This window comes from Pseudomonas sp. SWRI179 (assembly GCF_014268705.1).
Taxonomy (GTDB): domain Bacteria; phylum Pseudomonadota; class Gammaproteobacteria; order Pseudomonadales; family Pseudomonadaceae; genus Aquipseudomonas; species Aquipseudomonas zanjanensis.
In genome coordinates this window covers 70,635-91,941 of the sequence record NZ_JABWRA010000002.1, presented here as the reverse complement: position 1 = coordinate 91,941, position 21,307 = coordinate 70,635, and the positions used below count along the sequence as shown (strand labels likewise).

The 21,307-nt window shown below is 57.7% G+C and carries 23 protein-coding genes; 5 read left to right on the top strand and 18 right to left on the bottom strand.

The window, feature by feature from the left end; all coding sequences use genetic code 11:
* The first annotated feature begins 30 nt into the window (after positions 1-30).
* The 3 genes from HU767_RS01765 (at position 31) to HU767_RS01755 (ending at position 1,821) form a co-directional block, all read left to right on the top strand.
* Entirely contained in the window at positions 31-792 is a 762-nt protein-coding gene (locus HU767_RS01765) for an SDR family oxidoreductase (protein ID WP_186728337.1), read from the top strand.
* A gap of 122 nt (positions 793-914) precedes the next feature.
* Positions 915-1,403: an ATP-binding protein gene (locus tag HU767_RS01760; protein WP_186728336.1), complete on the top strand. Its 489-nt coding sequence runs from the start codon at positions 915-917 to the stop codon at positions 1,401-1,403.
* Complete coding sequence (locus HU767_RS01755; RefSeq protein WP_186728335.1) at positions 1,396-1,821, top strand: MarR family winged helix-turn-helix transcriptional regulator; 426 nt, start codon at positions 1,396-1,398, stop codon at positions 1,819-1,821. The genes HU767_RS01760 and HU767_RS01755 overlap by 8 nt, the downstream gene beginning before the upstream one ends.
* On the opposite strand, the gene HU767_RS01750 is transcribed toward HU767_RS01755, so the two are convergent.
* Positions 1,818-2,933 carry an FAD-dependent oxidoreductase gene (locus HU767_RS01750; protein WP_186728334.1) on the bottom strand — a complete coding sequence of 372 codons (1,116 nt, stop codon included), beginning with the start codon at positions 2,931-2,933 and terminating at the stop codon, positions 1,818-1,820. The genes HU767_RS01755 and HU767_RS01750 overlap by 4 nt on opposite strands.
* A 498-nt stretch (positions 2,934-3,431) precedes the next feature.
* Here HU767_RS01750 and HU767_RS01745 point away from each other — a divergent pair, with 498 nt between their 5' ends.
* Entirely contained in the window at positions 3,432-4,025 is a 594-nt protein-coding gene (locus HU767_RS01745; protein WP_186728333.1) for a hypothetical protein, read from the top strand.
* 264 nt (positions 4,026-4,289) lie between these two features.
* Here HU767_RS01745 and HU767_RS01740 read toward each other — a convergent pair whose 3' ends face one another.
* From HU767_RS01740 to HU767_RS01660, 17 genes are all read right to left on the bottom strand, one after another.
* Positions 4,290-5,246: a cyclase family protein gene (locus HU767_RS01740; RefSeq protein WP_186728332.1), complete on the bottom strand. Its 957-nt coding sequence runs from the start codon at positions 5,244-5,246 to the stop codon at positions 4,290-4,292.
* A 156-nt stretch (positions 5,247-5,402) separates the two neighbouring features.
* Positions 5,403-6,845, bottom strand: a complete 1,443-nt coding sequence (locus HU767_RS01735) for a hypothetical protein (RefSeq protein WP_186728331.1) — start codon at positions 6,843-6,845, stop codon at positions 5,403-5,405.
* Positions 6,846-6,916: 71 nt separating this feature from the next.
* Positions 6,917-8,065, bottom strand: coding sequence for an iron-containing alcohol dehydrogenase (locus tag HU767_RS01730; RefSeq protein WP_186728330.1), 1,149 nt, complete (start codon positions 8,063-8,065; stop codon positions 6,917-6,919).
* Positions 8,066-8,247: 182 nt separating this feature from the next.
* Entirely contained in the window at positions 8,248-9,621 is a 1,374-nt protein-coding gene (locus tag HU767_RS01725; protein WP_186728329.1) for a sigma 54-interacting transcriptional regulator, read from the bottom strand.
* 557 nt (positions 9,622-10,178) lie between these two features.
* Positions 10,179-10,721 (bottom strand): hypothetical protein, encoded by a 543-nt coding sequence (locus HU767_RS01720; protein WP_186728399.1) that lies wholly within the window; start codon positions 10,719-10,721, stop codon positions 10,179-10,181.
* Positions 10,722-10,804: 83 nt separating this feature from the next.
* Positions 10,805-11,503 carry a hypothetical protein gene (locus HU767_RS01715; RefSeq protein ID WP_186705612.1) on the bottom strand — a complete coding sequence of 233 codons (699 nt, stop codon included), beginning with the start codon at positions 11,501-11,503 and terminating at the stop codon, positions 10,805-10,807.
* Between the two features lie 93 nt (positions 11,504-11,596).
* Complete coding sequence (pstB, locus tag HU767_RS01710) at positions 11,597-12,358, bottom strand: phosphate ABC transporter ATP-binding protein PstB (protein ID WP_025214260.1); 762 nt, start codon at positions 12,356-12,358, stop codon at positions 11,597-11,599.
* A 75-nt stretch (positions 12,359-12,433) separates the two neighbouring features.
* Positions 12,434-13,345 carry a phosphate ABC transporter permease PstA gene (pstA, locus tag HU767_RS01705; protein ID WP_186705613.1) on the bottom strand — a complete coding sequence of 304 codons (912 nt, stop codon included), beginning with the start codon at positions 13,343-13,345 and terminating at the stop codon, positions 12,434-12,436.
* Entirely contained in the window at positions 13,345-14,310 is a 966-nt protein-coding gene (pstC, locus tag HU767_RS01700; protein WP_186705614.1) for a phosphate ABC transporter permease subunit PstC, read from the bottom strand. Before pstC ends, pstA begins: the two co-directional genes overlap by 1 nt.
* 72 nt (positions 14,311-14,382) lie before the next feature.
* The gene (pstS, locus tag HU767_RS01695) at positions 14,383-15,414 is read right to left on the bottom strand and encodes a phosphate ABC transporter substrate-binding protein PstS (protein WP_186728328.1); all 1,032 of its coding nucleotides are present in this window, start codon (positions 15,412-15,414) and stop codon (positions 14,383-14,385) included.
* 165 nt (positions 15,415-15,579) lie between these two features.
* Positions 15,580-16,164, bottom strand: a complete 585-nt coding sequence (locus tag HU767_RS01690) for a flavin reductase family protein (protein ID WP_186728327.1) — start codon at positions 16,162-16,164, stop codon at positions 15,580-15,582.
* A 16-nt stretch (positions 16,165-16,180) separates the two neighbouring features.
* The gene (locus HU767_RS01685) at positions 16,181-16,618 is read right to left on the bottom strand and encodes an SRPBCC family protein (RefSeq protein WP_186728326.1); all 438 of its coding nucleotides are present in this window, start codon (positions 16,616-16,618) and stop codon (positions 16,181-16,183) included.
* Positions 16,619-16,731: 113 nt separating this feature from the next.
* Positions 16,732-17,118 carry a nuclear transport factor 2 family protein gene (locus tag HU767_RS01680; RefSeq protein WP_186728325.1) on the bottom strand — a complete coding sequence of 129 codons (387 nt, stop codon included), beginning with the start codon at positions 17,116-17,118 and terminating at the stop codon, positions 16,732-16,734.
* A gap of 85 nt (positions 17,119-17,203) precedes the next feature.
* Positions 17,204-17,590: a nuclear transport factor 2 family protein gene (locus HU767_RS01675; RefSeq protein WP_186728324.1), complete on the bottom strand. Its 387-nt coding sequence runs from the start codon at positions 17,588-17,590 to the stop codon at positions 17,204-17,206.
* Between the two features lie 82 nt (positions 17,591-17,672).
* On the bottom strand, positions 17,673-18,416 hold the full coding sequence (locus HU767_RS01670; RefSeq protein ID WP_186728323.1) for an SDR family oxidoreductase: 744 nt from the start codon (positions 18,414-18,416) through the stop codon (positions 17,673-17,675).
* Between the two features lie 100 nt (positions 18,417-18,516).
* Positions 18,517-19,620 carry an alkene reductase gene (locus HU767_RS01665; RefSeq protein WP_186728322.1) on the bottom strand — a complete coding sequence of 368 codons (1,104 nt, stop codon included), beginning with the start codon at positions 19,618-19,620 and terminating at the stop codon, positions 18,517-18,519.
* Between the two features lie 55 nt (positions 19,621-19,675).
* On the bottom strand, positions 19,676-20,254 hold the full coding sequence (locus tag HU767_RS01660; RefSeq protein ID WP_186728321.1) for a TetR/AcrR family transcriptional regulator: 579 nt from the start codon (positions 20,252-20,254) through the stop codon (positions 19,676-19,678).
* Positions 20,255-20,387: 133 nt separating this feature from the next.
* On the opposite strand from HU767_RS01660, the gene HU767_RS01655 reads away from it, so the two are divergent.
* Positions 20,388-21,263 (top strand): LysR family transcriptional regulator, encoded by an 876-nt coding sequence (locus HU767_RS01655; RefSeq protein ID WP_186728320.1) that lies wholly within the window; start codon positions 20,388-20,390, stop codon positions 21,261-21,263.
* Positions 21,264-21,307: the final 44 nt, after the last annotated feature.

The window sequence follows — 21,307 nt, the reverse complement described above, 5'->3', positions numbered from 1 at the left end:
TGTTTTTTCATCCAGTCGTGAGGATTTACCATGAATGAACGTTCGCAAAAACCCGTGATCCTGATCACCGGAGGCGGGCGCGGGATCGGGGCGGCGACGGCCATACTGGCTGCTGAGCAAGGTTACGACGTCGCGCTGACCTATATCGCCGATGAAGCGTCGGCGTTGGCGGTGGCCGCGAAGGTCGAGGCCAAGGGCGCCCGTGCCTTGGCAGTACGTGCCGATAACGCCGATCCAGCACAGGTCGCCGAACTGTTCGCCACCCTGGATTTGCACTTCGGGCGAATCGATGTGCTGGTCAACAACGCCTCGATACTCGCGCAGCAGTCTCGCTTGGAGGATCTTGGCTTCGAGCGCATGCAGCGAATATTCGCGGTGAACACCTTGGGCCCGATGCTTTGCGCGCAGCAGGCTACCCGGCGCATGGCCTATCGTTATGGCGGGCGTGGCGGTGCCGTCGTCAATGTCTCCTCGGCGTCAGCCCGTCTCGGTAGCCCGAATGAATATGTGGACTACGCAGCGTCCAAGGGCGCGGTCGAAACGTTCACGACCGGTTATGCCAAGGAAGTGGCCCGGGAAGGTATTCGGGTCAATTGCGTTCGACCCGGGCATATCTATACCGAAATGCATGCGAGCGGGGGAGAGCCGGGCAGAGTCGATCGGGTGAAGGATACGATTCCCATGGGGCGCGGTGGCCAGCCGGAGGAGGTCGCGCGGGCCATTCTCTGGTTGGCGGGGAAGCAGGCTTCGTTTGTGACGGGAACCTTCCTGGATGTGACTGGAGGAAAGTAGGCTGAGGGGATATCGGCTGCCTCATATCATGTTCGGGTAACTTCGGCCGTTCGTCGACCACAGGTTAGGTCAGTCTTATTTCTTGATACTGTAGCGTTCAAGTATCTAGAAAGTAGAAAATCATGCAATCAGTCCATATGGTTTTTGGCCCTTTGGGGGCAGGGAAGTCGACGTTCGCCAGGCAGCTGAATGCCGAAGTGACCGGCGTACGCTTCTCCATCGATGAGTGGATGAACGAGCTTTATGGCCCGGACTTGCCGAAGCCTATGAACCTGGCGTGGATCATGGCCCGTGTACAACGCTGTGAAGCCCATATATGGAAGACGGCTCTACAGGTTCTGGGAGCAGGGCGCGACGTCGTGCTTGATCAAGGCTTCATGACTGAAGCTGATCGCGCACGCATTCGTTTGTTGGCCGGACAAGCTGGCTATCAGGTGTCCAGCTATTTCATCGATGCTACACCCCAACTGCGGCGTGAGCGGGTCATGCAAAGGAATAGTGAAAAAGGCGAGACCTACGCTTTCGAGGTAACGGGGCCCATGTTTGATTTCATGGATTCCCGATTTGAACGTCCTTCTCCACAAGAATTGGAGCAATGCTGCAATGTCTGACAACGAATCTACCGCACCTGCCGCGAACGGCTCGATACTCGACCGCTGTGTTCGTTTCTCACGCGCCTACACCTCAGCCGCACGGCGAGTGGATGCCAAGCTCTCTGCCGTGCACGGCCTGAGCTTCAGCGATTTCATGATCCTGTACCACTTGAAACATGCACACAATGCTCGGCTGCGGCGAGCGGACCTGGCTGATCACATGGGGCTGACGGCATCGGCGGTCACCAAATCCCTGCTGCCGCTTGAAAAAATAGGCTTGGTGTCTCGCCAAAGTGACCCACGGGACGCGCGTGTAGGCTACGCCTGCCTCACGTCAGCAGGCGATCAGGTTTTTGCCGATGCGAAGGTCTCGGCGGAGTTCGCTTGCCAGGAGGTTTATGAGGCAATGGTGGGGGAGTGGAGCAAGTCTGGTTAAGCGTGACGCCGTTCAATCAGCTCACGTACGTGCTTGGCAATGGCCAGGCATGACGTCAGTCCGGGAGACTCTATGCCAAACAAATTGATCAGCCGCGGGACGTCATGCTCGCGCTGGCTGCTGATCATAAAATCGCGGGCTGGCTCGCCTGGCGCCGAAATCTTCGGGCGAATCCCGCTGTAGCCCGGTTGCAGGCTACCGTCCGGCAAGTCGGGCCAGTAGCTGCGAATGGCCGCATAGAAACTGTCTGCGCGAGCCGGATTGACTTGGTAGTCCTCGGTTTCGACCCATTCGGTATCTGGACCAAAGCGTGCCTGTCCGCCCAAGTCGAGGGTCATGTGCACCCCGAGACCATCGGCCTCAGGCGCCGGGTAAATCAGATGGGTGAAGGGCGCGCGTCTGGACACGTTGAAGTAACTGCCCTTGCACAAATAGTCACGGGGCACCGCATCAGACGGCAACCCGTCTATGCGCCGTGCCAATGCCGGCGCATGAAGGCCCGCGGCATTGATTAGCCGGCGGCATGCAAGCTCCATGGGAGCTTCCCCACCCACATGAAGGAGAAAACCGTCCGCGGTCACCTTTGCACCGAGGAACGGGGCATGGAACGCGATGCTGGTGCCGGCCGCCTCGGCGTCCCCTTGCAACGCCAACATCAGCGCATGGGAGTCGACGATGCCGGTCGAAGGTGAATACAACGCAGCGATGCATTCAAGCGCAGGCTCCAGCGCCATGGCTTGATTACGATCAAGCAGACATAGATCATCCACACCGTTTTCATGCCCTCGCTTGAGCAAGAACCGAAGCTGATCTACCTGCGCGTCAGTGTTGGCGACGATCAGCTTTCCAATTCTGCGCGTACTGACACCGTGGCTATCGCAATACTCGTAAAGTGCCTGTCTGCCCTCGACGCACAGCCGGGCTTTCAAGCTTCCGGGCGGGTAATAAATCCCCGCGTGGATGACCTCCGAATTACGCGAGCTTATGCCAATACCGATTGCCGCCCCACTTTCAATCACCAGGACTTCGTGACCTGCCAGGGCCATTTCCCGCGCGATGGCAAGCCCGACGACACCCGCACCCACGACTACGCAATCGATATCGACATTCACCGTCACGGCTCCTTTCAAATCGTTAGATGTCATCGAGAAGGTACCTCCAAGGCCGGGAGTCCGCCACCCGCGGTGACCTGTTTTGAATCACTGAGGGTTTGGCGGCTCCGACAGGTGTCGTCATGATCAGCGCTAGAAGCTTAGCGCTGGCATTGCGTTCAAGCTCCCGTTGATGCTTGTCGAAGAGCCAGACGCGCAGTGCGATCAGTGCAACTGCGGCAGTAGCAACGGCGCTGATTACATTACAACGTCAAGCAATGGTTGGAGAGCTGTTGCGCAGTGTTCGCGGCGAGTGGGCAGGCTTCAAATCTGTCCACCCGAGGCTCCGGTAGCTGCCTACAACAGTACACATAATGTATATTATGTTAAACCGGATGTTTATGATAATGAGCTGGCTGCCATCACCCCACAAACTTCCTCTTTCCGCCCGGCTGTCACCCGTAGTAGCCTCGGGCACCAGCCGTGCAGCAACCTTAAGCCAGATGAATGGAATAGATAATGGAATATACTTTTGCAGCGCTATCCATACATCTTGGTCAGGATGATGAAGAAGAACTGCTTTCCCCACTGGCAAACCTATCAGGTGCTGACGCTAAAACGCTGATAGAAGAACTGACTAGGCAACGTCCAGGTCTGGAGAATCAGAGCCTCGGAATTCTTGGCTACTTAAGACCGAAGCTTCATTGCCTGATTGATATCTGGACTGGCGGGGATTACATGGATATCCGTGAAGGACAAGAAAATAACACGCTGGACGAGGGAGCTCGGCAAAAAATCAGTGATTTCTTTACCGATTGGGACCTTTTACCTCTCCCAGATCGGGATTTCATTCATTACTCCAAGGACGACAGCTGGGATAACCTCAAGGTCGGCGAAATCATCGAGCTAAAGAGTTTTATGGGCTGTGCCCCTGATGGCTGGGAGCATCGCAGCAATGGCCGCGCTCGACTCCTGTTTCGACCAACATCACAAGCACGATACCTCGGCGCTCTCACAAGGGAGCAGGCAGAACGAGAGGTGCTTATCCGGCCGGGTTCCCAGTTCATAGTAGAGGCTATCAACGATGGGGTAACCAGTTTGCGCGAAACTTGACTCACCTCTAACAGAGCACCGCGATTGAGGACGTGTGCTTACCAGCCCTTGGACCAGCACAATCAAGTTTATGTATATAAAAACGCGAAGACGTGGAACTTCAGCAATCGAAGAGACTTATGAACTGTCGTATGAAAATCAGTTGTGCCTCGTCGGAGCTACCCTCCTCCCCGCCTATGCTGCGATACCCCTTGACGTAAATGGCTTTAAGCAATGTGCTTGATTTATGCTAAGGCAGGAGTAAGCCTGCCCCAGCACACATGACTATTTAATCACTACCGGATTGACCGGTGACCCGGTAGCGCGATGCACTTTAAGCGGTGCCGCCACATAAAGAAACGTATATTGCCTATCATCAGCGCAACTTTTAGCCAGCTTCTCCAAATCGCAGATCTCTGTAAAGGCGATACCGAGATTACGCATCAAGGCGCAGTGCAGAGGCAACGCCACTCCTGATACTGGGTCTATCGTTACTTCATTGGCGATGGTGTCAGTGACAAGATTTGGAATTTCCTTATCATGGAACCATTGAACAAGTTCCTGCGAATACGTAAGGCCTGGCTCGCAGAAACCGTCATAAAACCCCTCGCCCTGTTCATAGAACGCTTGAAGAAAGTTAGTCCTGATAATCAGGATATCGTGAGGCTCGATCGTATGGCCCTGAGCCTCTGCGCACGCCTCAAGCTCTATATGAGTGAATGTCTCGCCTTTATCCAGCATGCGCTTGCCGCGATGCCGAGCCATATCCAGTAACACTCCGCGCCCTACTACTCCTTTTTCGCCGATCGGTGCAACACTGGCCTTGTCGAGGCCGCCCACAGTTGTTCGCGCGTCGTACCCGTTCCATATTTTTCCACCGTACCAGAGGTGGCCAAGCGCATCATATTGCGTGGATCCTTGCAGGAACGCGTCGATCTTGTCATCGGCGTAGTGCAAGCCGCCCGGATAACAAGGGCCATGATCAGTGTCCCAACTTGACTCATCGAGCACCATGGTGCGTTCTGCTGGAGTACGGCCTGGCCAAACTGGATCGCCAGCAGGATTGCCAATCATACGTTGTAAAGTAAATATGCTTCCGGTCTTAATGTGGGCAACCCCGCGCATGACTTCTTGCGCCGTCAGGTAATTCAGAGCGCCCACTTCGTCCTCCGCTCCCCATCTGCCCCAATTAGAAGGAGCGTCCTTCAATAAGTCTTCCATTGTAGGAATTGGAGTCGTCATCTTTTGTCCTTTTAGTTGCAGTGGTGATAAAAAACGCACAATAAAGCGCCTTTTGTCCATACCCGTCAGGGCATATGAAATATCGAATAAAGTGCTCGCTTAATCGCAAAGTGTCTTGAGCGGATATTCATGCGACTGAGCGACTAGGCCTGCCTATCACTCAGCCATAGCGCCTTCTACTCCCCGCTTTAGGGCCGTGGTCGACTCACCACCTTTAGCAGGCTTGGCAGGCGCAACCTTCAAATCCTTGGCAAACGTCCCATCCACCTCGCCCTTGAAGAAATTCTTACCGTAGATCAGCAAGCACAACACAACGCCAATCCCGAAGGCCCAGCTCGCGCCTTTGATGGCCAGTACCGCGCCAATCACCCCCGCGATACCCAAGTCGCGCTGGCTACGCGCCTCAAGGATGCCCAAACGCACACTGACATAACCCTGGATCAGCAAGGTCAACGACAGCGCAACACCGAGAATCGGCTGCACCAGGGTCACGACCGGCAACAACAGCAGACCGCTATTGGTCCCCCAACGGAACGACCCGACACCGCCGATGATCGATTTCATCGCCTTCGGCCCACCTTTGAAACGTTCGATCACCACCACCAGCATCGCCGCCCATTTCGGGCCGCACATGGCGACATCCGGGCCAAAGATGCTCATGAACGCATTACGCGCGCCGAAAATCAGGTGAGCACGGTCGGCGTTGTAATCGACGACTTCATCCGTGCGGACGGTTTCTGCCTCATCGAGGAGCGATTTCGCACTGAGCACGTCGCCGAAGACGATGATGTACGCCGCTAGCATTGTGGGCAGCGCGGAGATGAACATGGACAGTGGCGGCATGCCCAGGCCGAAAACGGTGTAGTCGTTCCAAAGGCCGGCAAAATCCGGTTTGCTGATCCCCCACTGAATCGTTGGCCAAGACGCTTCACCAAACAAGGGTGCAATCACCACGGCCAGCAGAACGATCGGCAAGATGCCGAGCTTGGCGAAGTTCCACCAGAAACGGTTGCGCTGCTTGAGCTCGTTGAAATGCTGGGAAAAGATCAAATAGAAGGCAATGCCGACTGCAATGGAAATGGTCCAGGGCAGCACATTGAATTTACCGCCCACCTGGAACACCGCGATCACCGCACTCAAGCCGGCACCGACGATAATCCCGGACTTGATCGCCGAGGGCACATACTCCACCACCTTCTTCGCCATTCCGGTCGCCCCCAGGGCAATTGAAAAAAACCCTAGCATCAACTGGAAGGCAATCAAGGCGTGGACACGCTCCGGGCCCATTGGAAATTGAGCGCAGTAAGCCATCAACAGAGGCACCGCCGGGGTAATCCAGCCAGGTACGGTAGGGTCACCGAGTAAATGGTGCGCCAGGTACAGCAAGCCATTGAGCATCACGACGGCAAGTGCGACCTCGAATGGCATGCCGAGCAGTTCGGTCATCAGAGGAATGGCGGCCAGATCCACGGCGCACATCAGCAAGCCCTGGAGGTAATCCGGGAGCTCGATCTTGTAGTGAATAAACGGCAACCGGACCTTGAAAGGACCCAGCGGGATGTACGGGCTTTCGCTCCGCTGCGCAGGAGTGTCAGACATTGAGTTCACCTGTTTTATTGGTTTTGTACGGGCGCACGCTCCGGTAGAAGCGGAGTCGTGAGTGACGCAGATCAATAGGCAGCGCGATAGATCTTCTCGATATCGGCGGCAGTCAGCCTGCGCGGGTTGTTGCGCATCAGCCGGTCGATCTTGCTGGCTTCCTCGGCCATTGCGGGGATGGCATCCTCCGGCACGTTGAAACTGCGCAGCCCGGACGGGATATCCACGGCGGCGCATAGATCGACCATGGCGCTGACAGCATGGTCCGCGGCATCCTTGTCGCTCAGGTTTGCAACGCGCAGGTCCATGGCTTCGGCAATATCACGAAAGCGTTCGACGCAGGCCGTCTTGTTCCACGCCATCACGTACGGCAGCAGCAAGGCGTTGCTGACGCCGTGGGCGATGTTGAAACGCCCGCCCAATGGGTATGCCAACGCGTGCACCGCCCCTACTCCGGCGTTACCAAATGCCATGCCGGCCATCAGGCTGCCGGTGGCCATGTCCTCCCGCGCTTGCAGGTTGGATGGGTTGGCGTAAGCCTTCGGCAGCGCCTTGGCGATCAGCTTGATAGCGCCCAGCGCGATGGCATCGGTGATCGGCGAAGCGTTTACCGAAATATAAGACTCGACCGCATGCACCAGCGCGTCGACACCACTGGCCGCCGTCACACTGCGTGGGCAGGTCAATGTCATGGTCGGACAAACCAACGCCAGATCAGGTAGCAGGTAGTCGCTGACAATGCCTTTCTTCAACTGCGCTTGCTTGTCAGAAAAAATCGCTACGTTGGTAACCTCCGAACCCGTGCCAGCGGTGGTAGGAATCGCAATCAACGCAGGGCCTCTACGCTTCACCAGATCAACACCGAACAGTTCACTCAGCGGACCGTCATGCTCGGCATACGCCGCGACACCCTTGGCGATATCGATGGCACTGCCGCCACCCACGGCAATCAAGCCGTCATGGTTGCCCTTGCGATAGGCGCGGGTGCAGTCCTCTACGATGGCGATCTCCGGCTCTGGTTTGACCTCATCGAAAATGCCGAAGTGGCGGCCGCCCAGTTGCGCCAGCGCCAAATCAACGGTGCCGGACTTCAGCAGAATGGCGTCGGTGACAATCAGCGGGTTCTGGACATCGAGGCGAGTCAGTTCAGCCGACAGTTGCTCGATAGCACCTTGTCCAGTGATCAATTTGTTCGCGATTTTAAAAGCAGAGATGTTCATCAGGCTCGTCCAGTTGATGTTGTTTTATTGGAAGACGTGCCATACGAGTTAGCGAAAGACGTGCCAATGCCCGCAAAGGCCCGGGGCGTGGGCCTTCGCGCAATTCTCAGGGTAATAGGAGAGGATTTAGCGGTCAGTCCTGATTAGTTTTCTGATCGATTCAATCGAGGCTGATCAGAATCCTAATCAGAATGTTCCCAGCGCTTCATTTTCTGCACCACGGTTGCCTGACTCACGCCTAATGCCTTGGCTGCAAGGCGCGTGGTCTTGTGCGTGCGCAGCGCCGCACGAATCGCATTGCGCTCGGCATTTTCCAATACCTTGCGCAGGGGCAAGCCGGTGTCATTGCTATTGCACGGATTGAGGTCGAGGATCTCCTCGGGCATGTCGAGCGCCTCGATAGTCCCGGTCTGATTGGTCACCACCAGCCGTTCGACGATGTTGATCAACTCGCGGATATTGCCGGGCCAAGCGTACTCGCACATCAGATCGAGGGCTTCGAGACTCCATTGAACCTGACGTTCGTAGCGGACATTGAAGCTATCAAGGTAGTAATGCAAAAGGGGCGGGATTTCCTCTCTCCGCTCGCGCAATGCCGGAATGTGGATCGGCACCACATTGAGCCGGTAATACAAGTCGGCCCGAAAACGACCTTCAGCCACCCGCTGCTTGAGGTGATGGTGGCTGGCGCTAATGATGCGTACATCGACCTCCTTCAGCTCCAGGCCACCGACGGGAATGAAGCGGTTCTCTTCGATAACCTTGAGTAACTTGACCTGCACCGGCAGTGGCAAATCACCAATTTCATCGAGAAACAACGTTCCGTGGTGCGCCAGCTCCAGCAGGCCTCGCTTGCCTTTAGGACCCGCACCCGTGAACGCTCCAGGCGCATAGCCAAACAGCTCGGCTTCGATCAGATTCTCAGGCAGCGCACCGCAGTTGAGTGCGAGAAATGGCTCACTGGCGCGCGGACTGGCGTTGTGGATGAACTGCGCTACGAGGGTTTTTCCGACGCCGGTTTCGCCCTGAAGCAAAACCTTTACCGAACTGTTGGCTACCTGCCGGGCCAGCGAGAAGACGCGTCCGGAAACCTCCTGATCAGCCATAAGCGGAGAATTCAGGAGATTGTCTCGTCGGCCAGCATGAAGTTTGGCGGTGCTGTTGCGCAGTTGCTTGAGCTGTTGCAACTCATCGCGCTCGTGTTTCATGCGCAGCAGTTCAGTCATGTCACGCACGGTACTGACAACATATGAAACCCGGTTTTCAGCGTCGAGAATCGCCGTGGCGCTGACCAGCAGCTTCTTGCCCTGACTCAGGCTTTGCATCACCGACACCGGCCGACCTTCACGCAACACCCGCAGCGTGGCCGACTGTGAGATGACACCCTCCTTCACCAGTTCCTGCATGGAACGGCCTATGAGATCGGCACCACTGAGTCCAGTCAGACGTTCATAGGCTTGATTGACTTTCAGCGTCCTGCCGTCGCCATCGGTAATGTAGACGCCGTCATGCAACGCGTTGAGCAACTCTTCGAAACTGGCGTCGTTGACGTTCACAGGAGACGGTCCTTCGAGGGTTCGGAGCGGTTGAGTTTAAACGTTGCGCTGGGAGATGGAGAGTGACGTTTGTTTGCTTCGCAGTAAAATCACGCTCCCTTGATCACAAGATTGAGCAAGGCGCACCTCGACATCGAGGAACGGGCCGTACGAAACACCTGCCCTCCTCCCTGGGTGCCGTCGATCAGAATCAGGTCCTGGTCCATCACGTCACCTCTTCACGCATACGACTTGGCGCAAGGTATGAACCACTTCGACCAGGTCGCGTTGGGAGCCGAACATCGATTTTGAACTGCAGCGCTATGCCCGGGATCACGGAGAGCAGGTCTTGAGATTGATCTGTTCGATCGCCTTCAACTGGAGTCGGTCTTGAAGGTGTGCAGCACGGCGACAAGTCAGGCGGACGCCGGTCGCAAGCTCTTTTCACAGAGCCGATCAGCCAAGGCATCGCCTAATGATTCCGATCGTATCCGTAAGTTTCTGGGTCGATTCAACATCCCATGGAGCCAAGTCAGCAAGCTTGTATAGACGGCACGCGGTACGGAATCACTCACTGGCTAAATAGTCGGCACCCGGCGCAACGAAGCTCGCTGCACAGGCCTCTGCTGCCAAGCCAGCTGCGCTTGGACAACGGCGACCGCATCCAGCACTTTATGCGTCCAACCCTCATCCTCCGGATGCACCACGACCACCCGAAAGCCATGGTCATCACCTTCAATCTGCACGCCCTCGGAATCATCGACATGCAAGTCGATATCGAACGCTGGCGGATATTTCGAGGGCGTATTCGACAGCCCATGGACCGCCAGCGCGCGGTTGTGCAGCACGCTGTTGACCACGCCGTCGACGCGGATGCCGTACAGCAACAACCAACGCCGGATGTAGGACGGCGTGCGACCGGACGACGTATAGACCCAGATGCTGCAATCCTGGCGGCGCAGCTCTCGGATCAAGGAACGTGTGCCCCTGCGCAACGGTTCACCCAACCAACGATGGACACTGGCCGGCAGCCTGCTGTGTTCAACTTCGCAGTGGTGGAGTTGGCAGGCGAGCGTGTCATCGATATCAAACGAAATGCGGATGCGTTGGCGCCTGGACATTTGCAGCGGGACAGCACTGCGGATGGCCTGCCCTACCCGGCTACCGACGGTTTTGCATTTGGCGAGCGCCATATACCTGCCCATCAATGGCCACCTAGAGAGAAGGACGACGGCTTGCCCTTGAGAAAGAACTTCATCGGGTCAGGCGCCTGCTCTTCCAGGAAAGCTGCGTATTTTTTCTTGATCTTGGGCAATTCGTACAACGCCTTGACTCCATGTTTGGCAGAGTTGCGTATGACTGATGAGGGGTTGAAGTAGCCCTCGGCGTTTTCCAGCGTCAACACGAAAGGCGGCAACCCCGCGCGCATGAGCAGGTAGCTGACGATGAGCGACCCGCTGCGGTTGTTGCCTTCAATGAACAACTGCGGCTTGCTGAGAATGCGCACATAGACGCCAGCCGCACGCTTCCAGACGGATTCGCTGCGGTACGCACAATACCAGTTGTACAAGTCCTTGATGCCTCCCTCAACGTTGTTGAAGAAATGCGCCTCGGTCGCGGCCAGGTGCTGGGCGTACTCCAAGCGGCGCGCCGGGTCTCGGCCACACAGCACCGTGGCGTTGATCTCGAGCATCAGGTTCAGTTGCTGGAGGTCGAACAGATCAACGCCGCGGGCAACATAGTCGTCAACCAGCGCATAACCTTCAAGCACATTGTGCAGCACCTCGTCGGTCAAGGGATCGCGCGGCTCCGTGAAGTGCCGGCTCAGCGCGGCGAAGCGCTCTTGCACTTCCCGCAGTGCACGTTCAATCGCAGGCAAATCAAGGCGGTGCGTAGCAGGCATTGGTGCTCCTTGGAAACGCTTGGTAAATGTCTACCGGATGCCCGCCAAATCCATTTGGCTTCTGCAGGTATGCGGCCTTGACCGGAAGTGGACTCAGCTGAACTTGCCGCTGATGTAGTCGCCGGTCATCTGTTCACGAGGGTTGTCGAAAATCTGCGTCGTCGGGCCCATTTCGACCAGGTAGCCGGTGCGCGTGCCCTGGGAAATATCCACCGAGAAGAACGCCGTGGTATCAGCGACGCGGATGGCTTGCTGCATGTTGTGGGTGACCAGCGCGATGGTGTAGTCCTTCTTCAACTCGACCATCAACTCTTCGACCCGCCGGGTAGCGATCGGGTCGAGCGCCGAGCACGGCTCATCCAGCAGCAGGACTTCCGGCTCGGTGGCGATGGCGCGGGCGATGCACAGTCGTTGTTGCTGGCCGCCGGACAGCGACAGGCCACTGACCTTGAGCTTGTCCTTGACCTCATCCCACAGCGCAGCGCCTTGCAGGGCATGTTTGACCCGATCGCCGATATCGCCCTTGTAGCGATTGAGGCGCAGGCCAAACGCGACGTTGTCGAAGATGCTCATCGAGAACGGGTTGGGCTGTTGAAACACCATGCCGATGTAGCGGCGCACGACCACCGGATCGACGCCCTTGCCATAGACGTCCTGGCCAAGGAAGTGCACGTGGCCCTCGAAACGGAAACCTTTCACCAGATCGTTCATTCGGTTGAGGCTGCGCAGCACGGTGCTCTTGCCACAGCCGGAAGGCCCAATGAAGCCGGTGATCTTGTTTTTTTCGATCGGCACATGGCTGTCACGTACCGCCATGAAGTTGCCGTAGAAAATCTTGTCCAGTTTGCAGTCCATGACGACAGGGGCCTGGGTGACAAACGGAGCGGCTATTTGCGCAGTGGATACGTTCACGATCAGATGCTCCCGTTCTTAATACTTGGGCTTGCCGAAAATACGGCTGATGATGTTCACGACCAACACGATCATCACCAGCACCAGGGAGGCCGCCCATGCGAGCTCAAGCTGGTTGTCGAACGGCATGCCGGAGAAGTTGTAGATCAGTACTGCCAGCGATGCCGTCGGGTTCATGACCTCGAGGCTGCCCTGGTGGTAGATCCAGTAGTTGCTGAACAGCGCGGTAAACAACAACGGCGCTGTCTCGCCCGCGGCACGGGCCACGGCCAGCATGACGCCGGTCAGGATCGCTGGCATGCCGGTGGGCAAGATGATTTTCCAGATGACCTGCGAGCGGGTGCAGCCCATGCCATAGGCGGCATCCTTCATGATCTTGGGCACCATCCGCATCGACTCTTCCGCCGTCAGCACGACGATAGGCAGCATCAGTACCGCCAGCGCGACGCCGCCCGCCGGTGCCGAATAGGTGCCGGTGGTCATCACCACCAAGGCGTAGGCAAACACCCCGGCCAGGATCGACGGCAGCCCCGTGAGCATCTTGGCCGCAAAGCGCGCGGCATTCGCCAGCTTGCTGTCCGGCCCCAGTTCAGCCAGGAAAATCGCCGCCATGATGCCGACCGGCACCGCGATTGCCGCCGCGATGCCCACCATCACAAACGTACCGGCCAGCGCGTTGCCGAAGCCCCCGCCCATCTCGAAACCGGTCGGCGGCAGTTCGGTAAAGACTTCCAGGTTCAGGCGCGCGCCGCCGCGGGTGATCAGCATGTAGAGCACGGAAATCAACGGCACGCTGGCCAGCAGCGCCCCGCTCCAGACCAGTGTGGTCAAGATCAGGCTGCGCAGGGCACGGCCCTCGAACTTGCGCTGCAGGCTGGGCATCGCGCCTGCTGGAGCCGTCAAGTCTGTTGCAGCAGTGAGATCGGTCATCACTTATTACCCCGTTGGGCATACATCATGATCAAGGAGCCGAAGACGTTCACGATCAACGTGATGAACATCAGCACCAGCGCGGCATACATCAGGACTTCAATCTCGTTCGGTCCGGCCTCGGGGAAGTTCAACGCCAGCAAGGCCGCCAAGGTGTTGGCCGGGGCGAACAGCGAAAGGGAAATGTTGTTCGCGTTGCCGACCAGCATGGCCAGTGCCATGGTTTCACCCAGCGCACGCCCCAGGCCCAGCACCAGGGAGCCGAAGATGCCGGTGGCGGCGGACGGCACCATGACCTTGAGAATCGCTTCCCAATGGGTGGTGCCCATGCCGTAGGCAGCCTGCTTGGTTTTCATCGGTACGGCCGTGAGCGCATCCTGCGAAACAGCGGCAATGGTCGGCAGGATCATGATGGCAAGCACCAACGCCGCGGGAAGCAGCCCCGGCCCGCTCAAGGACGTGCCGAAGAACGGTATCCAGCCCAGCTCACTGTTCAACCAGGTGGTCAGCGGCCGAATCGCCGGGATCACCACGTAGATCCCCCACAGGCCGTAGACGACGCTGGGGATGGCCGCGAGCAATTCGACGATGGTGCGAAAAATGGCGGCGAGCTTGGGGGGGAGGAAATCCTGGGTCAGGAAAATCGCCATGCTGACGCCGAAGAACCCGGCGATCAGCAACGCGATAAAGGCGCTGTAGAGCGTGCCCCAGATAGCCGGCAGGATGCCGTATTTACCCTGGTTAACGTCCCAGACAGTGCCGAGCAGCACATCAAATCCGTGCTTTTCCATGCCGGGAAGCGCCTTGCGTCCGACCTCGAACACGAGGGCAAACACCAGCGCCAGAACCAGGACCACCCCTATGCGAGCAATCGCACGAAAGGTGCGATCCACCAGGAAGTCCTTCGCGGACGGTGGCTGGCAGGCAGAATCTGGATTAACCGGTACGACAAAGGGAGTGTTCATTGGCTAATTCCGGAACAGGGGGAAAGCTCTCCCAGCCTGGCTGACATGCCACACCGGGAGAGGCCTCAGGCGTTACTGAATATTGGCGGAAGCTTTGCGAACCTGATCGACAACCGACGCCGGCAACGGGATGTACCCCATCGAGTCGGCAATTTTCTGGCCTTCGGTCAGGCTGTATTCGACCATTTCACGCATGGCCTTGGCCTTGGCCGGATTGCCGTTGTCCTTGCGGAAAATCATCCAGGTGTAGGACGTGATCGGGTACGACTTGGCCCCGTCTGGATCAGGCAACCAGGACACCAGGCTTTCTGGCATCTTCACCGCCGCCAGGGCCTCGGCCCCACTCTCGGCGTTTGGCACGACGTATTGGCCGGCCTTGTTCTGCAACTGGGCGAAGTCAACCTTGGCGAGCTTGGCGAAGCCGTATTCGATGTAGCCAATCGCGCCCGGGGTCTGGCGCACGGTGGCGGTCACGCCATCGTTCTTCGGCGACTTGATGAACTTGTCACTGGCTGGCCAGTTGACGGTGTTGCCCTCCCCCAGCGCCTGTTTGAAGTCCGGGTTGATGGTCGCCAGGTGTTTGGTGAATACCGCGGTGGTGCCGCTGGAATCGGCACGCACGACAACCGTGATCGGCGTATCGGACAGTTTCAGGTCCGGGTTGGCCGCCGCGATTTGCGGGTCGTTCCAGCGAGTGATCTTGCCGAGGAAGATGTTGGAGTACACGTCCCGTGGCAACTTCAGGCCCTTGGGATTGCCCGGCAGGTTATAGGCCAGGACGATTTCCCCAGCGGTCATCGGCAGCAACTGCACGCCTTCGGCGACCTTGGCGATGTCTTCGTCTTTCATCGCCGAATCGCTGGCGGCGAAATCAACGGTCTTGTTCAGAAAGTCCTGTACACCCGCGCCGCTGCCCTTGGATTGGTAGTCCACCGTGACGCCTTCGGATTTCTTGCTGAAATCCTTGAACCAGGTGAGGTAGATCGGCGCTGGGAAACTCGCGCCAGAACCCGTCAGACGGACACTTTCTGCAGCGAAGGTCGCCGAAGTGGCACAAAGAGAAAGCGTAACGGCGAGCGCAGCAGACTTCATCAAACTTTTCATTGAAAGAAATTCCTTGTGATGACGGGCCGGAGAACTCTGCAACAGTTGTGTTACGTTTTTATGAAAATCGAATGGCAAAAGGGAGCAAATGCTCCCTTTTGTGCAGCCGCACCGATGGGCGCAGCTGGAACTGTTTGGCAAGACACTGAAACGGTGTGCTGCTGATCAGTCGAGTTTGTCTCGCGAGTCCAAGGCTTCACCAATCGCGTAGAAACGCCCACCCGCGATGTAGTGCAGGCTACGCCAGGCCGGTTCGGCGCTCTCGAAATGCCAATGACCGTCGCGAAATACCCGAGTGTCGGCCCAGGCGCCGATAACCTCGCCAATGAACAGGTCGTATCGCTCCTGGTTGTGTGGTTCGGCGATCAAGCGGCAGGCCAGCCAGGCCGAGCAGCCGCTCACGAACGGCACGTCTTGGCCATCGATGGCGAACAACTCAACGCCGCTACGCGTCAGCTTGTCCGCCTCGTCAGACAGGCTGCGGTGGCCCACTTGGTACGTGAGGTCGAGCTGGGCGAGCGTGGGCACCTGGATAACGAAGTGGCCGCTGTGCTCTACCAGCTCTCGCGTCTTGGCGACCTTGTCCAGCACCACGGTCAACTTTGGCGGTGAGTAGTCCAGTGCGCAGGCCCAGGACGCGGCCATGACATTGTCCACGCCGTCGTGACGGGCGGAGACGAGGACGGTGGGGCCGTGATTGATCAGGCGAAAGGCCTTCTCCAGCGGTACCGGGGCGATGTGTTTGTTCATCGGCAACCTCCAGCGTTCAACGGTTCAGATACGCTTGCAGGCTGTCATGCCCACTGACAATCAGACCACGGATAATGTCCAGCAGCAGCCCCTGGGGATCCGGCTCTTGGTTGTCGAAACGCGCCGACCACTGAATCAAGGTCTTGTCCTGGCCACTGATGGGGATCAGCTTTACCGTCATCACGTAGTCGTCCACCGGCAACGGCGCCTCCTCGAAACGGTAGGAAAAGCTCAACTGGCTGTCGTCCATCGCCAGCAGGCGCTCGCGCAAGATGGCGCCATCCTGCAAGGTCAGGGTGCGGATGCAGCCGACCAGGCCGTCGGGCTGGCCGTCCTCGATCAGGCTCCGGGTAACGACCGGATGCCATTGGCTGATGTTTGCGAATTGCTTGATGACGCTCCACACCTGGGTGGCGTCGCTGTTGACCAGCGCGTTGTGGTGAACCGAAGGCATAGCAGGACTCCTGACAGGCCGCTGCCTGCCTGATTTCAATGAGCATAAGGGGGGAACGTCTGGGGTCACGCGCTCGGCGGGCATGACCCAAGACCAGTGGTTCGTGACAGCGCTCAGCCTTCGTACTGGTGATAAACCTTGGCGATGACCTTCCACGTGCCATCAATCCGGATCAACGTCAGATAGTCGTTGTAGTCGGCGCCGATGGCGTCTTTTTCCATGTCCACACGCACTACCGCGGTGGTCGGCGTAATCGCCAACACATCCAGACGGGTCTTGATCTCCGGGGCTTTACCGTTCTTCTCGATGAAGCCAAACAGATTGGCAATCGGGCCACCCAATAGCGCCCCGTTGGTGAAGCCGTACATGACCGCATCCTTGTGGAATGCCTGCGCCACATCTTCAACGCTACCGATGCGCAGGCCATCGACATATTTCTGCGCTACCGCGATCACAGCATCGTATTCGGCCGTAGGAACGGCCTTGATGTTCTTGCTCATGATTTCTCTCCAGTCAAATGCGACGCAGGACGCGCCAGTGGGACGCCGGCATCGTTTGACGCCGGGCTCATTGAAAAACCGTCAATTACGGAGCGATATGGGTGTGGTAAATCTTGCTGACCACCGTCCACTTGCCTTCAACCTTCAGCAAGTTGAAGAAATCGGTGAAACAGAAGCCCGAGATATCGTTGGTATCGATGCGGGCACTGGCGGCGGTACCAACGATGTCAACGTTGACGATGACACCTTGGGCTTCCGGGGAAGGACAGAACGGTGGGTTGTCGATGGTATCGAACAGGCCTTGGATCGCACCGCCGACCAACTTGGCTTCGCCATCGACACCGAAAATGGTTGCCTGCTCGCTGAAGGCCGGTTTCATGACGCTGCTCTTGGCCTGCTTGCCGCCTTCGTTGTACTGGTTCAGCACGTCGACGATGGCTTGGTATTCCTGCACGTAAGTGGGTTTGTTCATGGTGTTTTTCCTGGTTTTAAATGTGTGAAAAGTGCTTGGGCGTCGACGGGGGAATCCCGCCGGTTTCCAGCACGATGCGCCCTTACCAATCCTGCCGCGTCGGGGACACAATCAGGTCGTTTACAGTGACGTTGGCAGGTTGATTGAGGGCGTAGACCACCGCCCTGCCGATGTCGTCCGGGGAAATGGCGATCTTGTTAAGCGCCCTTGCGGCCTTGCGGCCCTCGGGGTCTTCAACCTTGTCCGCCCAACCGGTGTTGATCACGCCGGGGCTGATCGTGCCGGCACGAATACCGTGCTTGACCCCCAGCTCCTTGCGCATCGACTCGGTCATCGCTTGCACGAAAAACTTGCTGGCGCTGTACACGCCAGCGGCCTCGCCTACCTGATGGCCAGCCACAGAGGCCATGTTGAGAATGTGGCCAGACTTCTGCTCGAGCATCTGTGGCAGTACCGCGGCGATCATGTTGAGATAGCCCTTGATGTTGACGTCGATCATCTTGTTCCAGTCGTTGACAACCATATCGGCCCAGTTGGAGAACAGCATCAGGCCGGCGTTGTTGACCAGGATGTCGAGGGCGCCGTAGGTATCCATGGCGAATCGAGCCAGGGCGCGGGACTCGTCCAGGTCGGTCACGTCGGTGACCTTGCCAACTGCGTCCACACCGCTGGCACGCAAATCCGCAACGAAAGCGTTCAGCCCTGGCCCATCGATGGCGGCTGCGACGATACGTACTCCACAAGCAGCCAAGGCACGCGCGGAAGCTGCGCCGAGACCGGAAGAGGCACCGGTGATGACGACGACTTTCTGATCCAGATAATTCATGTTTTGATCCTTCTACCTGCGCCCGGGAATTAGGCACATGGGGGTAACGAGAGCCGTGGCGATCCCCATGGACAGCACTGGGGTTACTCCGCCAGCAGCCTCAGTAGTTGCCATTGGGCCAGTCGATGTAGCCCTTGGCGCCGCCACCGTAGTAACTCTCACGCGGAGCAATCGTCAGCTCGGCCCCCAGGCGCAGGCGCTGGACAAGATCAGGGTTGGAGATGAACAGGCGGCCGAAGGCTACGGCGTCGATCTTGCCCTGAGCGCGGCGCTCGATGGCCATGTCCAGGTCGTAGTTGTTGTTACCGATATAAGGCCCGGTAAACAGGCCGCTCAAGGCATCCATATCGACGCCTTCGGGGACGTCGCGGCTGGTCGCCGTGGCGCCCTCGACAAAGTGCACGTAGGCAAGGTCGAGCTTGTTCAGCTCGGGCACAAGGTAACCGAACAGGCCCATGACGTTGCTGTCCGGCGGCGTGTTACCTGCGTCGGGCGTCACTGGCGAAAGACGGATACCTACTCGGTCGCTGCCCCAGATCTCGATCACCGCGCGAGTGACTTCAAGGGTTAGGCGCGCCCGGTTTTCGATCGAGCCACCGTAACGGTCGGTACGCTGGTTGGTGGAGTCACGTAAGAACTGGTCGAGCAGATAACTGTTGGCCGAATGCACTTCTACGCCGTCGAAACCGGCGCGCTTGGCATTCCGTGCGGCCACGCGGTATTGCTCAATGATTCCGGGAATTTCGTCGGCTTCCAGGGCTCGCGGCATGGACACCGGAACGAAACCTCCGGCCGTGTAGGTACTGCCCTCGGCCTTGATTGCAGACGGTGCCACCGGTGCTTGACCGTCAGGCTGTAGTTCGACGCTGGAGAAGCGGCCGACGTGCCACAACTGCAGCACAATCTTGCCACCTTCAGCGTGCACGGCCTCGGTGACTTTCCTCCAGCCTGCGGTCTGCTCATCGCTCCAGATTCCCGGGGTGGCGGCATAACCCCGGCCCTGGGCGGAAATATTGGTCGCCTCGGCAATGATCAGGCCGGCCGACGCGCGCTGGGCATAGTAGGTGGCGTGCAGTTCGTCAGGGACACCGTCTTCGGCGTAGCGGCTACGAGTAACCGGCGCCATTACGAAACGGTTGGCGAGTTCGATGGCCCCCATGCGAGTGGGCTCGAACAGATCAGTGTGGGGATTGTTATCAATCATATGCGTCTCTATTTAGTAGACCAGTCGTCTAGTTCCCGGGCAAAAAAAAGCGAGCTCAACCGAGCAAGCTTTTTGTCAGGGTCATTGCCGATTCAAAGGGTTGAGTGGAACGGTTCACTTTCGCCATCAACGAGGCGCCCAGCCACAATTGGTAAAGCGACTCAGCCAGCGCAACACTGTCACGGGTAACGATGCTGCCGTCCTTGATACCGCGCTCGATGCTGTCCGTGATCAGCTTCACGATCCGGGTCGTGCCTTTCTCCAGCACCTGCCGCATAACCTCGGAGAGGTCGCAGACTTCAGCGCCAAGCTTCACGACCAGGCATTTGTTATCGACCGAGTCGTCATGCTGGGTTTCGCTCCAATACTGGAAGTACGTCAGAAGGCTCTCTGCCCCGCTGGCCTGTTGCTTGAGTATCGGGCCGATACGCGACAGATATTCGTCAAAGTACTCATCAAGGAGTGCCTGGCCGAATTCTTCCTTGGATTTGAAATAGTAATAGAACGACCCCTTGGGCACGCCCGCCGTGCTCAACACTTCATTGAGACCTACGGCGGTATAGCCTTTGTGGGTCATGAGCGCCCTGGCGACATCAAGGATGTGCTCGCGCATTTCATTAGCGGGTTTCTTCATAGTGGGTGCAGCCTACCGGAAATTAGACCAGTCGTCTACAAGCTTCTACGAAGAACACGCGATGACGAAGTCTGCCCTGCAACCACAAAAAATATGAATATGTTTCCCGTCAAAACAACATTATTATTTTCGAATGATCAAAGAACTGAAAACACTTATCGCGGTGGCCAGAGAAGGCACGTTTGCTGCGGCCGGCAGCAAGATCGGGCTTACCCAAGCCGCCGTCAGTGCACAGATGCAACGTCTTGAGGCGGAGCTTGGCGTGGCGTTATTCGACCGCAAGGGACGCTCCGCCCAGCTCAACCGCATGGGACATCAAGTGCTATTGCAGGGCCAGGAACTGGTGCGCCAGTTCCAAAACCTGGGCACAACATCGGTGGGCCTATCGGCCAGCATCTTGGTCACCATTGGCGCGATTGCCTCCGTTCAACGCTCCTTTTTGCCGGAAGCACTCGCTGAGTTTCACCAACGCTCCCCGCAATGCAGGACCCGCGTCGTTCCCGGCCTTTCGATGGAACTGGTGAACCAGGTCGATTCAGGTGAAATCGATATGGCCGCAATCATCCGCCCACCCTTCTCTCTGCAGAGTGACCTGCGCTGGACCACCTTGGCCCGTGAACCGTACCGCCTGATCGTTCCTGCCGATATGCCAGGAGACGACTGGGCGGAGCTGTTATCAAGCCAGCCCTTCATTCGGTATGACCGCTCATCTTTTGGCGGGCGTCAGGTTGATCGGTTCTTGCGAGAAACTCATATACCTCTGCATGAAGTCTGCGAGCTCGATGAGCTGGATGCGATTATCAAGTTGGTGGCAAACGGAGTCGGCGTGGCGTTGGTGCCGGAAATGGCAGCCCACCAGCAATGGTCTGCCGGGGTTCGCCCCATCGACCTGAAACAACGCACATTTCATCGCGACATTGGCCTGGTCCATCGTGCGCGCCGTAGCCTCAGCGAGCCGGTAAAGTTATTAGTCCAGTTGATTACCGACCAAGTTCTGAAAAGCCCGTAAGGCAAGGAACGATGTCTGCACGATGATGAATAGATAAACCTTAT